This is a genomic window from Bifidobacterium dolichotidis, assembly GCF_003951975.1.
GTDB lineage: Bacteria > Actinomycetota > Actinomycetes > Actinomycetales > Bifidobacteriaceae > Bifidobacterium > Bifidobacterium dolichotidis.
The window spans coordinates 169,037-185,491 of the sequence record NZ_QXGM01000001.1; the positions used below are offsets into that span (position 1 = coordinate 169,037).

Below are 16,455 nucleotides of genomic sequence, written 5' to 3' on the forward strand. Positions count from 1 at the left end.
GCGTAGGTGCTGAACCAATTTGGAACTCTTGCAGAAGTCAAAAAACTTACAAACTCGAACGATTCGTAAGAAGGATTAATCAGTGCTGGACGTCAACGCATTTGACAAACTGAGGATCGGCCTGGCCACCGCAGACGACATCCGTGGCTGGAGCTACGGCGAGGTGAAGAAGCCAGAAACTATCAACTACCGTACGCTCAAGCCAGAGAAAGATGGTCTGTTCGGTGAGCAGATCTTCGGACCTACGCGCGACTGGGAGTGCGCTTGCGGTAAGTACAAGCGCGTGCGCTTCAAGGGCATCGTGTGCGAACGCTGTGGCGTGGAAGTCACGCGTAGCCGCGTGCGCCGTGAACGTATGGGCCACATTGAGCTCGCTGCTCCTGTGACGCACATCTGGTTCTTCAAGGGTGTGCCTAGCCGCTTGGGTTACCTGCTCGGCATCCCACCAAAGGACCTCGAGAAGGTTATTTACTTCGCTTCGTACATGGTTACGGGCGTCGATGAAGAGGCACGTCACAACGACATGCCAAACCTGCAGGACGAGTTCGATACCGAAATCGCCAACCTTGAGCGTCGTCGTAACATCGAAATCGAAAACCGCGCCAAGAAGGTGGAAGAGGATCTCGCAGCTCTGGAAGCTGAGGGCGAGGTCAAGGGTAGCCAGCGTACGAAGCTGCGCAACGGCGCAGAGCGCGATATGGCTGCAATCCGCCAGCGTTTCGATGACCAGATCAACCGCCTTGATGCAGTGTTCACCAAGTTCAAGGGCCTCAAGCCTGGCGACATGGAGAACGATGTTGATCTGTGGCTCGAGATGCAGGATCGCTACGGCGATTACTTCGAAGGCTGCATGGGTGCTGAAGCAATTAAGAAGCGCCTGCAGGACTTTGACCTCGAGGCTGCCGCAAAGCAGCTGCGCGAGGAGATCGAGACAGGTACGGGCCAGCGTAAGGCTCGCGCTCTGAAGCGTCTGAAGGTCGTCAACGCATTCCTGACCACGGGCAACAAGCCTGAGGCTATGGTGCTCGACGTGATCCCTGTGATCCCACCAGATCTGCGCCCAATGGTGCAGCTCGACGGTGGTCGCTTCGCAACGTCGGATTTGAACGATCTGTACCGTCGTGTGATCAACCGTAACAACCGTTTGAAGCGACTCATTGAGCTTGGTGCTCCAGAGATCATGCTCAACAACGAAAAGCGCATGCTGCAGGAAGCTGTGGATTCGCTGTTCGATAACGGTCGTCGTGGCCGCCCTGTGACGGGTGCCTCGAACCGTCCACTGAAGTCGCTGTCTGACATGCTTAAGGGTAAGCAGGGTCGTTTCCGTCAGAACCTGCTCGGTAAGCGAGTCGATTACTCGGGTCGTTCCGTGATCGTCGTCGGCCCTTCGCTGCGCATGCACCAGTGCGGTCTGCCAAAGCCAATGGCACTTGAGCTGTTCAAGCCATTCGTCATTAAGCGCCTTGTGGACCTCAACTACGCTCAGAACATGAAGAGCGCAAAGCGTCTCGTCGACCGTGGCGACGCTGAGGTGTGGGGCGTGCTCGAAGAGGTTATCGCTGAACACCCTGTGCTGCTCAACCGTGCACCTACGCTGCACCGTCTGGGTATTCAGGCATTCGAGCCAATCCTCGTTGAGGGTAAGGCAATCCACCTGCCACCACTGGCCTGCGCTGCATTCAACGCAGATTTCGATGGTGATCAGATGGCAGTCCACCTGCCACTTTCGGCAGAGGCTCAGGCTGAGGCTCGTTCGCTGATGATGGCTTCCGACAACATTCTGAAGCCTGCAGATGGTCACACCGTGACGATGCCTTCGCAGGATATGATTCTGGGTCTGTACTACCTGTCCACCGTGGTGGAAGGTGCTAAGGGCCAGGGTCGTGTGTTCTCGTCGCTCGACGAAGCACAGATGGCACTTGACCTGCACGAGATCGATATGCAGGCTAAGGTGCTGCTGCGCCTGCCTAAGGACTTCGTCCTGCCTACCGGCTGGGAGCCAAGCGAGCTCAAGGTCGTTGACCCAGAGCCAGGTAGCCCAGACGTCGTGAAGGAAGAGCGCCTGTCCGACGGCTCCGTGCTGTTCGCAACTTCGATGGGCCGTATTCTGTTCAACGAGACGCTGCCAGTTGATTACCCATTCATCAACGAGCAGGCTCCAAAGGGCAAGCTCTCGAAGATCGTCGATGACATTGCAACGCGTTACTCGACGCAGCAGGTCGCTGCAGTGCTTGATGCACTGAAGGATCTGGGCTTCACGCGTGCACCATGGTCTGGTGTGACGATGGCATTCTCCGATATCGTGGCTCCTCCAGAGGGCGACGAGATCATTAAGGGCTACGAAGCTCAGGCTGCCAAGGTCAACAACCAGTACGACCTCGGTCTGTTGACTGAAGAGGAGCGTCGTCAGGAGCTTATTAACCTGTGGACCGAATGCACCGATAAGGTTGCAGAGGCCATGCGTAATAACTTCCACGATGACAACAACGTCAACATCATGGTTCAGTCGGGTGCACGAGGCAACTGGATGCAGATTCGCCAGATTGCTGGTATGCGAGGCCTCGTGGCAAACCCTAAGGGTGAGATTATTCCTCGTCCTGTGAAGTCGAACTACCGTGAAGGCCTGTCTGTGCTGGAGTACTTCATCTCGCAGCACGGTGCTCGTAAGGGTCTGGCTGATACGGCACTTCGTACGGCAGAGTCTGGTTACCTGACCCGTCGACTCGTCGACGTCTCTCAGGAAGTCATCGTTCGCGAAGAGGACTGCGGTACCAAGCGCGGTCTGCCTATGAAGGTCGCTGAGCGTGACGAGAACGGTAACCTCGTGCTCGTCAAGGCTGCTGATGGTGGTCCATACTCGCGTCTGCTTGCTGCTGATGTGCTTGATCCTAAGACGGGTGAAGTGCTCTACCACGCAGGCGATGCAATGAGCATGGATGTGCTGCGCGACATGGTTGCTCACGGTGTTGAAGAGGTCAAGGGCCGTTCGGTGCTGACCTGCGAGTCCAAGCGCGGCGTGTGCGCCAAGTGCTATGGCTGGTCGCTGGCTACGAACAAGCTCGTCGACGTCGGTGAGGCTGTTGGTATTGTGGCAGCTCAGTCGATTGGTGAGCCTGGTACTCAGCTGACGCTGCGTTCGTTCCACTCCGGTGGCGTCGCATCGGCATCTGATATTACGCAGGGTCTTCCTCGTGTTACCGAGTTGTTCGAAGCTCGTACGCCAAAGGGCGAGGCTCCAATTGCCGAGTTCGCTGGCACGATCAAGGTTGAGGACACCGAGCGTGGCCGCCAGGTCACGTTGACGCCTGACGATACGACGATTGAACCAATCACGTATCCAGTGACGCGTCGTGCTCCAATGCTCGTCAAGGATGGTGAGCACATTGTGGCTGGTACGCAGCTCATCGAAGGTTCTGTGGATCCTAAGAAGATTCTGCGCATCCTCGGCCCACGCGCTGCTCAGATGAACATCGTCGAAGAGGTGCACAATGTGTACCGCTCTCAGGGCGTCGACATCCACGATAAGCACATCGAAGTTATCGTGCACCAGATGCTGCGTCGTATTACGGTCATCGACTCCGGCGACACCAAGCTGCTGCCAGGCGAGCTCGTTGATCAGGCTAAGTTCAAGGAAGCTAACAAGGCTGCTGTTGCTAACGGCGGTAAGCCAGCTGTTGGTCGTCCTGAGCTCATGGGTATTACGAAGGCATCGCTGGCAACCGATTCTTGGCTGTCTGCTGCATCGTTCCAGGAGACGACTCGAGTCCTCACTGAGGCTGCTCTTTCTGAGAAGGAAGATGACCTTAAGGGCCTCAAGGAGAACGTCATCATCGGTAAGCTCATCCCAGCTGGTACGGGTCTTGCTCGTTACCGCAACGCTGTGGTTGAGCCAGATAAGGCAATCCGCGACACGATCTATCCAAACTTCGGTCTCACCGAAGATGGTGGTCTGGATTCCGACTTCTCTGATGCCGACCTGTCTGACGTTGACTTCTCGAACCTCGACTTCGGCGATCTGAAGCTGGGCGACGACTTCAACCCTGACGACTTCCTCAACGACAACGGTGGTCAAGTCGATCTGGGCGACGACTTCTCGTTCTGATCCGCGGTAATTTCGCACGGGTTTAGAGAAGCCCCCTAAAGCTTTGTAAAGCTTGTTACAAACGGTCCGCAATCCGATTGGGTTGCGGGCCGTTTTGTTATTGCTGGGGATGCTGTTTTGTTTGCTGTGGTCGCAGCAATGGCGATCAGCAGCACATGAGCGCAAACCATTTGCGTATACGAGGCAAGTGGTTCAGCAGTGTTCTACGAAGCTGTTCAATGAGCTTCGCATAGTCATGTGCCTGCTTAGTGGACAGCGCACGACCTGCAAACAGGTATTGATCAGCAAGGCGAGCAGCTTCGTAAAAGCGGTTATTGGATTGCGGTTTCAACCATGCAGAGATGACGCTTGCTTGCTCTTCGCGAGAGAATGATTGCGTGAGCAATGGTTTGGCATCATGCCTCATAACGATGCATGCCGTTTGCACTAATACTGACCAGCCATATGCAATGCGCGCCTGCACACGGCCATGCCATAGTTGACGTTTTCGACGATGTTGCTGCAACGCAATAGCTGCGACAAAACCCAGTATTACGAGCACAATCGGTGCTATGCACCAAGCGATGGTCGTGCCTATTCGCCAGAACTGTTGCTGTACTTGATTTTGCGACTGTTCAGGCTCAGCATCGTCTCCGCCAATCACCGAAGATGGTGGTGGTTGTTCCTGTTCACGAATTGGATCGTTCAATGGAATCGGTGGTTGCCGATTCATTGTTTGCTCGCTGACTTGCTGCTGTTGCAAGGACTCTGGTGTTTGTGTTTCATCTGGAGTTGGATCGAAAGCGACCCAGCCTAAGCCATCGAGTTTGGCTTCAACCCAAGCTTTGATATCGGAACCGGTATAACGCATGCGCTCTGATGGATATTGCGCGCTCTGATCGTCAGCATGTTTTGACTGTTGTTGCTTATCTGCTGTTTGGAATCCGAGCACAATCCGAGTTTCAAGACCTATACAACGTCCCATAAGTGCTAGTGCTGAAGCATATTGCTCACTGTCACCAACCATAAGATCGGCATTCAGCAACTGGGTAATGCGGAATATGCCATGACCAGCTGCAGACGGGTAGTCGTTTGCAAGGCCATGCGAAAAAGCACCATGCACGTGTAGTGATCGGGCCAGTCGCAACATAGCCTGACCAGCAGCAAGGTCCGATGAAATCGTCGCAGTCACATATTGCTGCACGGCATCAGGAATCTGTGCTGAACCGGCATACTGTTGCGTAGCAGCAGAAGACTGTGCTGATAGTGCTGGCTGTTGTGATGATGATACTGACTGTTGTAACGAAGTACTGCGTTGTGGCAGGAGGATCGGGGATTGCACGGCATTGATTTGCTGTTCACTCGGTTGATGTAATGGAATGCTCGTGAAGGTGTACGTTGTATCTCGCTGTAGGCCTTGCAGGACAACGGCTGCAGCGGATTCTGCACTATACAGCCATTCGCTACGATCCGAGTCTGTTGCAAAGTTCAATGAACGCAATTGGCCTGCTGTGGGAAGCCACATCTGATGCAAACCGTTATGTACAGTGACCGTTGCTGTGAATGATGTGTCATCAGATTGGACTTCGTATGTAGTACTTGCCTGTGTTAGGGCAGCGTTATTGGAGTAGCGCTGGTATGCCATATTGCGCGATGTAGCATGAGGCGCAATAGTCCAAATATTGCCATCAAAATAGTCCATAACAGCTAATCGAATGGGCTCACTATCAGGTAATCCTTGCACGGTGAGTAGTGGTTCATACTGATAGTCCTGTACGTACGATCGCATAATGCTTAGGGGACTGACTGCAGCAAGAGCCCATTGCGACGTAGTGAGATGATCGCGTAATCGCAGTGGTTCCGTCGGATACCAGAGTGCTAGTGCAAACGTAACTGAACTACAAAGAACGAGTTGCACAGCAATGGCAAGGCTGCGGGACTTCCGCAAAACCGAGTACCGCCAAGAGAACCAGAGCACATAAAGCAGTGTCATAGCTAAGCCTGCAATGAGTTCAAATCGAGTGGTTGATGCACCAAGCAACGAGGCAACGGTGAGCAGTGCAAGAGCAGGAATACAACATAAGAATTCCAGTCGAGAATGCAGTTGAGCAACATAACAACTCAGCAGTGTGCCCCAGAAGGTGAGCGTCCAAACAACGAGTAGTGAACTGTAGTTGGAACTGACTGGAACAGCCGAAGTGAGCAGTGTTTGGAAAGCGGGGAACAACTCCGTGAAACTTGCGATAACTGTGGCTGGAGTCGGCGCAAAACCAGCGATTGTGGTGTTGTTACAGCACAACACTGGTGCTATAACGAACTGACTCACCAGACTGAGGAGCAGTGTAACAGGCCATTGAGCATACCGATGATGATGCAATGCAATGAGGGTGGCACAGCAGGCGGCAGGTAGAGCTGCGGATGCCCAGAGTGCGAGCGATCCGTATACATCGATTAATGGAACTACGGCCAACAGTGAGAGCAATGCTGGAACGATACTGTTGAACGCTTTCATCGCAGTACTCCCAGTAGCAATGGCAAATCAGCAAGCGATTGCACAGTCAGTTCGGTGTATGTTGCTTTGCGCTGGATACTTGAGGGCTGATCAGAGTTCGCTTGCACAATCAGATACTGCGTGGCGTTTGATAAGAGATCTTGAAAGTGCACGGTTTTCTGAGCTTCGACCGCGGAGCCGGTTACAAAAACGACATAGTCGGAATGCACAAGCACATGCGGATTCTGTTCAGTGCTATTGTGCTCGCAGATTTGGCTACTGTAATCAAGCACTTGTGACTGTGAGTGAGCGGAATAGGAGAGCTGGCCAGCTCGCACGGCGCAGTGCGCATGATGCTGCACGGCATAGAGAGCGAGGGAAGTGTGCAAGCTCACGGCCAGCTCAAATTCTTCGGAACTCGAATACTGCTGCGCATGAGTATTCAGCAGCAGCACGAGACTTGGTTGCAGCGTGCGTACGTATTGCCGTAATAGTGGCTGCTGTGTGCGCACACTACTTGGCCAATGGATGCGACGGGCATCATCGTTACACGTGTATTGACGTAATGCATAAAACTCGAGATCATCGTCAACAACCTGCTGCGAACTAAGTCCGTCGCAATCAGCATTTCCTCGCAGTGACCACTGACGGATTGCAACTGTTGAGGCAGCGACGTGAATTTGATAGTGCTCGCTCATAGCAGCATTTCGTTGAAAAAGTCCGAAAACATCGCCGCATTGCACAGTTGCTGGTCCAATTACTAATACTTCGCGTTGCTCTGCAGTAAAAGAGAATGGCAGCGTTATCGACTGCTGTGGCAAGAGCGCGGGAATCGGAATGTGTTGCATGCTATTGCCAATGGGTATGGTGACAGTACTGGCTTTAGCTGGAATATGGCCAGTGTGAGTAACTTGAATGGATGCCGTAACTCTGGAACCGACTGAAGTACGGTCAGGCAGATTCACGAGCTGCGTCTGCAATGGGGCTGAGCGCAAGGCCTGAATAAAACTCAGTAAGCATAATGCACCCGAGGAAATTGCAATGGCAAAAGATTGCAGCCATCCGCAACATATCGTCAGTGCCGTTGCGATGCCGCAGAGGACAAGCATGGCCCATCCTTGTGCGGTGATGTTTGGCAGGTTATGCCTAAGAGCCTTAGCTTTGCAGAACTTGATCGTGGTCATAGCGCACCTCATGGTGTAACAGCATCGGTTTGCGGCATCGGAATTGCATTAAGCACTCGTTGAACCACGTCCTCTTGTTTGACCTGATTGAACTGTGCTTGCATACTGAGCACGAGGCGATGGGCGAGTACATTGATGGCAAGTTGTTTTACATCTTGCGGCAGCACATAATCGCGCTGATGAATACGGGCAAGAACTTTGGCACAGCTCAGCAGCGCAAGAGCAGCACGCATCGAAGGGCCTGATTCGACTTCTGGCTGGTGCCGCGCCGATTCAACAAGGCGAACAATGTAATCAAGCAGGGAAGAGGCAGCATGCGTGTGCTGAGCAGTTGCCTGCATCGCCAATATGGTTGCAGCGCTATCTAATGGCAGCGGGATCTCTTCGGATTGTGTGTGCTTGGCAGCATGAGTATTGGAGAGAATCGTAATGGCTGCGTCATGTGACGGATATCCCATAGAAGTGCGTAACATGAACCGATCCATCTGAGCCTCGGGAAGCGCATACGTTCCTGACTGTTCAATTGGATTTTGCGTGGCCACCACAAGGAACGGCTTCGGCACTGCATAGGTTGTACCGTCTGCTGTTACTTGATGCTCTTCCATAACCTCAAGCAATGCTGACTGAGTCTTCGGCGATGCACGATTAATCTCATCAACGAGCAATAGGTTCGTAAATACTGGACCTTTGCGGAATCGGAATGAGCCTGTGTGCTGATCAAATATGGTGATGCCCGTGATATCGCTCGGCAGCAGATCAGGCGTACACTGCACACGGCAGGTTGGCAGATGGAGCAGTGCTGCCAAAGTGCGTGCCAAAGTTGTTTTGCCAGTACCAGGTGTATCTTCAATCAGCACATGACCGCCTGCAATCAGAGCGATAAAGCACAGCCTAATAACAGAGGTTTTACCAATAATGGTGCGCCCTATCGCGCTGATTAAAGACTCATAAATCTGATGAAATTGCGCTGGCGAGAGCTGACCTGTATCTGATGAGAGTGGATCCGTATTTGTGAACGGTGCATTTGTGGCTGCTATGTGGGTGTTCTTCGTCGCTGGATTTGATGGTGTATAGGCAGTCTTTGACTCCGAATGTGGTGCAGTTGGAGGACTCAGAACTGTGTCGTCGTTTAAGGCTTCTCTGGTACTCAGAACTGTACTGTCATTTAGGATTGCGCTGTCATTTGGAACCGTGCTGTCACTCATAACCGTGCTGTCCGTTAGAGCGGTTCCATCACTTACAACTGTTGCGTCACCTAATTGGGCGGGCTCGTTGTGAATGGTGACATCGTCGTTACTCGGCACTGTTGCGTCACTCAAAACTGTTGCATCGTTGCAAAATTCCATGATGATTCCTAACTCGTAGCAAAAGAAGAATTAACGAAAAGGGAGTGGCTGATTCGACCGTGAAGTAGTGTGCTGCGGCTTGCTAATGGTGAGTTTTGATCTATAAGAGGATCGTCTTGAACGCCTTGGTGCTCTGGCTCAGTTGCCGTAACTGGAGTACCTTCACGACCATTGAGCATTGGCATTATGGTTGCTGCTGGGCATGCTTGTAATGCCTCAACGAGAAGCTGTCGCGAACCAGTAAGCTCATGTAATTCAAACGCAGATCCGAAGATGACCCGTACTGTGTCGGCGTTACCCGTCACTTGCCATTGCACAGTGCAGGTTCGTGCATCATCACGCGCAACCGTAACAGCAGCAGTACCAATAGGAACGCCTGGTTGAATCGTATTGGACTGAGCTTGTGCAGAAGCAGCATGAGGTCGAGACGGAATGAGCGTTGCCTGAACATTGAGATCATGGAACAGTTCATGGGACTCAACCGTGAAACTAAATGAACCTCCATTGCAATTCACCTGACCGCGGCTCAATTCAATTGCCGAGCAACCAGCACCGTGTAAGTCATGTACCATGACCATGCCATGAACCGTGCGAGAATCTGGTTCTTGTTCAATAGTGACTGTGGGCGGTTGAGGATCGGACCAAACCTGGGCACTCGTACTTGGTGCACTTAAGGCACCTTCGCCTACTTGATTACGAGCCCGGACCGTAGCCGTATACGTTCCATCCATCGGAATCTCGATAGCTATCGCGGTCTGTGTTGTCTCCACAGTCTTCGCAGTTCCATCGGCGCTATGAATGGTGACTGCATACGCTTGAACGGCGGATCCTTCATATTGCGGCGCTCGCCAAGATACATGGGCAGAGCGGTAACCACCTTCAAGAACTACATGTGTTGGTGCAGTAGGCACAGCATCTGGTCTTGCCTGCACACTGTTTGACAGTTCAGACCATCCCACAGCATTCTGTGCACGCACTCGGAACTCATAAGTCACACCGTTCTTCAGACCTTGAATAGTGCATGAAGTTTGGTTGCCACAGAGCTGTGATCCTGACTGCCATTCAACTTGATATTGCTCAATTGACGAACCATGTGCCTGACCGGGGATCCAGTGCACAGTAACTACGCCAGATTGAACTACGGTTTCGGAAACCATTAGTAACGGTGGCGATGGGCGGGCTTGCACGTCCAATTGCACTGTCGTAGTAACTTGCCGTGAAACTGTATGTGAAACGTCTTGAACAGTGACATGAATGGTATAGCTTCCGGCAGCAGTCTGCTCTGTTGTACTGATATGCAATATGCTGCGCTGGAAAGAGACTTGCAGAGCAGTATCAGAAGCTTGCGCATCAACAATTGGTAATGGTTGATCAGGGAATGGATTAAACGCCTGTGCTGCTATATCAATATCTGCTGATTGGCCTGCATGAATTTGCACATGTTGCGGTTGCAGACGGGCCAGTGGCTGTTTCGGCGCGGTCACATGAACCGTAATAGCGCTTTCGGTTTGTAGCACAGCAGCGTGCGTACTCGTAACACGAATAGGAACAGTATCTGTAGTAGGAATTACACAACTACTTGCTGCCCTAATTGTGGCAGTGCCGTCATGCGTTACCGTGGCATGAATACAAGTATTGTCTAGCCCACCGGTGTAGGTGAGTGGCTGAGACGACGATTCATGAGCATGGGTTAAAGCATGCAAATCAATAGTTACTGGTTGACCACCAGCTTCAACATCCACACTTAATGCTGTCAATGTAGGCGGTCGTGCTTGTAACGGCACAATCGAAATAGGAACAGTAATCCAAGCAGTCTGAACACGAGATTGTTCGGGTATAGATTCTGGATCAGTATCAGTAACGAAAAATGATATTGACGCTTCTCCGCCACTCTGCTCATCTGCTACAAAGGTGAGCTTATGTGCATCTTCTATGGTGGGCTGCTGTGCCGCCTTCGTTGCAGTTGGGGACTGTGATCGATCAAGCCATGGTAACTTACCAGGGCCAACACGTACGAAATCACGGATATCTAGCGTCACGGCATCACCAGCGCGTACCTGAACCGTTGGAGTTTTTGGCCGTAACATCGGTGGAAAGACGCCATAAGCTGGTACATGAATGAACGCCATAGAAGAAGTGTGATGAACCGTATTCGTCACTATCACAGGAATCGAAAGAGCCTCATCACCAAGTGTGACAACAACACAGGCGGCACATTGCGACGACGATAGTTGAGCACCATGATGAGCCGACTCATGCACTGATACACGTAAATCTTCTAATGGGCCAGAAGGATTACGCATAGCATGCTGAAGATCCACCTCAACAGTGCGCTTACCAATTGTGTCAACAGCAGGAACATCAATATCCCAAACTTCAGGAGCTGCAATAGGTGCTTCAATATCAACGGTCACCGTCACCATTGCCGAAGCAGTCAAGCCCGTAGAACACTGTGCCACATATTGGATGTATCCAGTGCCTGAATACGCAGGCGTGTGCACAACAATTGCGTTATCTTCAACCTGAGCATCATCAAGGCCTTGCACATCAAGAGAAGATTGCAAACTCAAAGGCTCATCATTACAACCCAAATCATTAGCGAGCACAGGCACACTAGCAGTTGTATTTGGGCGTAGCACAATTGCATCATCGCGAGCTAGTACTGGCTGTGCATGATTCTGCTGGTATACGCCAACACGAATCAATCCCTGCGCACGTTGGCCAGTCCAATCCTCAACAGCATAGGAAAACTCATCAGTGCCAGTCTGATCTGCAAAAGCCTCATATACCAATGCATCAGCGCTCACTTCAACTACACGGCCCAATGTTGGCTGCGTATTACCAAGTCCCAAGAGTTGTACATCGTCACCATCAGCATCGATACCTATAAGAGGGATTTGAATGAGCTGGCGCTCGCCAGCAGTAACTTGCGCTTCGATGATGCGTGGCTGAGGAGCAGGTTTATCCTCAGCATCACGCTCATGCACATGGAACGAGATAGAGCCTGAAGCTTCCTGATGAGCACTATTACGCAATCGATAGGTGGCGTCAACAACACCAGAAGTATCAGTGGATTGGAAACGAATCTGCGTTCCTGAGGTAAATAGCACACCATTGAACTGTTCATCTTCGCGTGGCTGTACATCAACAAGTTCAATGTCGCTAAACTCATTGGCAACATAGTCGAATACATCAACTGAGACAATGCCTCGATTCTTGACACTCACTTCAATTGGCGGAGCATATATCATCGCCGGAACTGATTCAGCAGTTTTGGCAAGTAACGTTATCGTTCCCTGTGCTGTATGTGAGGCGTTCGCGATCGTATACGTGAATGGCATAGGCTGCTCTGGAAGTGCAGTACAAACAACATAAATACGATTATTGCGCTGTATTCCTGCCGAGCATGCCTGATCAGATGGAAACACAACTTCGGTTACAGTAAGTACGCCACCTTCTGGATCAATGTCATTGTGTAAGGGCTCAATAATTGCCGTTTGTGTACTGTCAACAAATGCAAAATCATTAACTGCAATAGGCGCAGCATTATGTTGCTGATGCGCTTGTACTTCAAACCGTGCAATACCAGTTGTTGTATGCGTACCTTGGGCAACTGAATAGCGCACAACAACTGTGCCAGCTTCCTGAGCTTGCAATGAGAACGACAATGCTCGTACATTACGAGACACAGTGGCATGCTCCGGCGCACTAATCTCAGCAAGCTTCACTGGATCGGCAGCATTACCATGCACATACTTTTCAAGATCAATATGCACTGGCGTATTCACCGTGGCTCTGAACAACATAGGATCTACTCGTGGAGACAGCGAATGTGCAGCGCAAACAGTAGCCATAACTAGATCTGAAGTACTCGCTTGACCATCGCTCACGGTTATACGGATACGCATGGTGCCGGAGCTCATAGTCCCCGCAAAAACACGCAACATTCCATCGGGTCTTATCGAAACCTCAGCCTCATCAGTATTTTCAATACGCGCATGCTCAAGCAGGAGAGAGTCACCATCATCATCAATAAATGAAGCTAAAGCGTTGATCTCAGTACTGGAACCTTGTTCGACTTCTACATGCTCCTGAGCATCAGCTACTCGAGGTGCATGATTGCCTGACCCAACAATATGTAGCTGCACTCGTGCAGTTGATGTATGCCCCTGGCCATCATTAATCGTGTAATTCCAAGAAGCCTGACCAGGCTGCGCTTGAGAAGCATCCACCTGCAATGTGCGCCCGTCATGAGCAATAGCAACAGCAACGTGTTCACCAGTAACGGCACTGATTTCAGCAATTTGTAACACAGCACATTGCGACAGCTCGTCATTGCGCAGCACGTCAACAGTGGCATGATTATGTGCTCGTATTCCAAACTCATCATCACGGGCATGAAGCACATCAAAGTTTTCAGAACATGGTGCTTGTTTGAACTGAGCTACCGTATGCTCATGCTGTGCCGTCGCATCATGCTGCTCAGTGAGTTCCGAAGCATCGGCGCTCGACTGCACAGTTATTGCTTCAACGCCAGATTGCGGATGCCAAACCCGACCAGCAGCAACATCATTCAGCACCACTAACCGATGATTCGTACGAAACACAACGTTGCTCGTTTTTGAAATCTGCTCTAGTGATACGAATTGAGCACGATCCTGTGCCTCACAGAGACGAACATAATTCTTTAATTGCTGACTCCAAGCTGCATGCACACAACCTTGCACGGATACGGGCTGAGTAAAAGAAGATTGTGAACCGTGCTGCAAAACAGAAGCCGTTTGCTGTCCTACACGCAACGGCACAGTAACTAAACCATATGCAGTAGCAGCCGCAACCCAATGTTGCTGCACAGCATCTGAAGGAGATTGCTGCAGTTGTACTGGTAACTCGTCATGAGCAATTGCTTTGTTAGCTGTGTTTTTGTGCATGGAGGCAACATCAATTTGAGCAGATCCATGTGGCCAATAAATAGTGGATCCACTAGCAACAACTGGCGTGCGATGAACAACAGTAAATGAATCGGCAATCAATGAGCGGCCTTGATGTAATGAAGCAATTTGATGACTGCTTGTTTCACCAAGTTTCACAGACCAAACAGTCGCATTATCAGACCGATATCCATAAACTGTTCCCTCAAAATCAACAGCAATTTGTGCATGAGCACCTAACTGCAACAGCGGTGTACCATTCCTGAAATCAAGTGATTGCATATCATCGGCAGAACCGCGCCAAACATCACCAGTCTGCGTATCAAATGCAGCAATGGTAGGGCCATTCATAAGCAGAGTGATATTGCGAGGCACAGCAGTAGGAGTTGAAGTATCAAGCGTCGCAGCATCAATATTGATCGCTGCACGTTCCTGCACCATAACCGTAGAAGAACCAGACTGCAGCACATCAACATGATTCGATTGCGATGGAACAACAGCATTCGATTGACGATTACGCACATTGAACCGCACTGCTTGCCGATCAAACTGAGACGTTACCCAAACACTGCCATCGTCAAGCACCATTTGAGGCTGTTCAATATGCCGCACAATCGCAGCTAAGCCGCAGGCAAGCGCTGCAACAAACGTGCTCATCAGAAGCACTGCACGCATAAACTTCGACTGACGCGGATTCATGATGACACCTGCGATGGGCGAGTAGCACAAGCAACCACTGGTGTCGCAGACATTTGCCCACTAGATCGAACCAGACTCACAGCAATGCAAATATGCGTTGCATGGACAGCATCAACAGTCACTTGCGAACTAGAAATAAGCCGAGGTCGCTGCATTGAGTCATGAGTCTGCTCGACATTATCTACACGATGCCATGCATACTGATCACCCTGCTGAGGATCCGTATTAGTCCAAGAAAAAGTAGCAAGAGATGGATGCTCAGCATTGTCGAAAACTCCATGCAGGCCCTGCACCGATGGCACATTCGGCGACGATGCCACGACAGACATGTCTCCGCTAGGATGATGCTGCTCAGGATGAGGCGTTGCGTACGTTGCTCCCGATTGAGACGAAGAGGTAGTCCACGAAGCACTCCAATGCATGCCAATGAGTACAGCAGTAACAGCAGCACCAGTAACAATCGGAAATATCCAAGGCATAGCACAGCGCAGCCAACCTGCAGCTGGAACAGATTGAGCGCGAGCTGGATGCGAATGAGCAATAAGACTGTCTGCAGGCGCAGCGCTTGCTATTGATTCAGAACCAGCGCTCGCGGTTATATCGGCTAAAGCTTGCTCAAGCTCTTGTGCAAAAGCTTGCGCGGAATGTGGTCGTTGATCAATCTCAGGTTGCAACGCATGCAGAAGAGAAGCCGCACAAATATCGGGTACTTGAGCTTCAGATAAGTGGCCCAATAACACCGTTTCGTAATCATCTGAACAGTGTTCGTCACTTGAATAGGCTTGGCCGTCGTGAGCAGAGCTAACAGCATGCTTGCACTGATCGGCACGAGCAACAGCAATATGCTCGGCAACAGTATGGCCGACGACGCAGCAATACAATGTGGCTGCCAACGCAAAAATGTCAGCAGCTTCATTGCCACTATGTGCAGCATCAACTTCAGGAGCCGCCCACAACGGCGAAAATCCTGTAGCCTCAGTCTCATACGAATCGGCTGCCACGCCAAGATCAGCAAGCATCGCATGATTAGCAGCGTCGAACAACACATTCGACGGCTTAATATCACGGTGCACAATGCCTTGCTGATGTAGCACTGACAAGGCATGCGCCAGGCCAATGCCTAATTGCAACATGTCAACAGCATTTAACGTATGATGCGCTTCGAGCCATTGCGTAGATTCAACAGTATGCAAACCAAGGCGCTCGCTTAAACTGCCTTGCTGAGCGAGATCCATAACAAGATAACCAAGGCCATCTTTCGTCACTCCAGCAGCATGCACCTGAACTAAAGCATGAGCTCCGCTTTCCAGCGATGCACTGCACCGAGCCATGAGCGCAGCCTCGTGCTCAAACCGATCACGACTATGCGCTCGAAGTCGGTGCCGCCACACTTTAACAGCCACATTGCGTTCCACAATTTGCTGCCGATACTCAAACACCACAGCAGTTGAGCCAACGCCCAGCAGCTGCACATACGAGAACCCCTCAAGCACAGGAGGATCCATAACAGATTCCAATCGTGAATCAATGCACTGCATGGCTCCTCCTTTGGTCCGAATCACTACTCACAGCACCATTGCTGCGTCATCGTGGAGCCATAGTACGAAGAAACAAATATGTAAATCGAGGAGCGCAACAGCGTTTCATCAACCCCTCGGGCGTGTCGAACAAATGTTCTAATATACGATTTTGAACTACCGGAAAATCTATAGCTTTGAACCGT

The 16,455-nt window shown here is 51.1% G+C and carries 6 protein-coding genes; 1 reads left to right on the top strand and 5 read right to left on the bottom strand.

Annotated features, from left to right (window positions below; genetic code table 11):
- Positions 1 to 82 precede the first annotated feature (82 nt).
- Positions 83 to 4,102, top strand: coding sequence for a DNA-directed RNA polymerase subunit beta' (locus tag D2E26_RS00645; RefSeq protein WP_125962788.1), 4,020 nt, complete (start codon positions 83 to 85; stop codon positions 4,100 to 4,102).
- 145 nt (positions 4,103 to 4,247) lie between these two features.
- Here D2E26_RS00645 and D2E26_RS00650 read toward each other — a convergent pair whose 3' ends face one another.
- The 5 genes from D2E26_RS00650 to D2E26_RS00670 are packed head-to-tail and all read right to left on the bottom strand — an operon-like array spanning position 4,248 to position 16,270.
- Positions 4,248 to 6,593 (bottom strand): transglutaminase TgpA family protein, encoded by a 2,346-nt coding sequence (locus D2E26_RS00650; protein WP_125962789.1) that lies wholly within the window; start codon positions 6,591 to 6,593, stop codon positions 4,248 to 4,250.
- The gene (locus tag D2E26_RS00655; protein WP_164515811.1) at positions 6,590 to 7,756 is read right to left on the bottom strand and encodes a DUF58 domain-containing protein; all 1,167 of its coding nucleotides are present in this window, start codon (positions 7,754 to 7,756) and stop codon (positions 6,590 to 6,592) included. Before D2E26_RS00655 ends, D2E26_RS00650 begins: the two co-directional genes overlap by 4 nt.
- A gap of 8 nt (positions 7,757 to 7,764) precedes the next feature.
- Positions 7,765 to 9,102: a MoxR family ATPase gene (locus tag D2E26_RS07450; protein WP_125962791.1), complete on the bottom strand. Its 1,338-nt coding sequence runs from the start codon at positions 9,100 to 9,102 to the stop codon at positions 7,765 to 7,767.
- An 8-nt stretch (positions 9,103 to 9,110) separates the two neighbouring features.
- Positions 9,111 to 14,732, bottom strand: a complete 5,622-nt coding sequence (locus tag D2E26_RS00665; RefSeq protein WP_125962792.1) for an Ig-like domain-containing protein — start codon at positions 14,730 to 14,732, stop codon at positions 9,111 to 9,113.
- A complete protein-coding gene (locus tag D2E26_RS00670) occupies positions 14,729 to 16,270 on the bottom strand; it encodes a serine/threonine-protein kinase (protein WP_125962793.1) in 1,542 nt (513 codons plus the stop codon). Before D2E26_RS00670 ends, D2E26_RS00665 begins: the two co-directional genes overlap by 4 nt.
- Positions 16,271 to 16,455 lie beyond the last annotated feature (185 nt).

Excerpts from the sequence above, each read along its gene's own strand:
- D2E26_RS00650 (WP_125962789.1), bottom strand. The coding sequence starts at position 6,593 with ATGAAAGCGTTCAACAGTATCGTTCCAGCATTGCTCTCACTGTTGGCC.
- D2E26_RS00655 (WP_164515811.1), bottom strand. The coding sequence starts at position 7,756 with ATGACCACGATCAAGTTCTGCAAAGCTAAGGCTCTTAGGCATAACCTG.
- D2E26_RS07450 (WP_125962791.1), bottom strand. The coding sequence starts at position 9,102 with ATGGAATTTTGCAACGATGCAACAGTTTTGAGTGACGCAACAGTGCCG.
- D2E26_RS00665 (WP_125962792.1), bottom strand. The coding sequence starts at position 14,732 with ATGAATCCGCGTCAGTCGAAGTTTATGCGTGCAGTGCTTCTGATGAGC.
- D2E26_RS00670 (WP_125962793.1), bottom strand. The coding sequence starts at position 16,270 with ATGCAGTGCATTGATTCACGATTGGAATCTGTTATGGATCCTCCTGTG.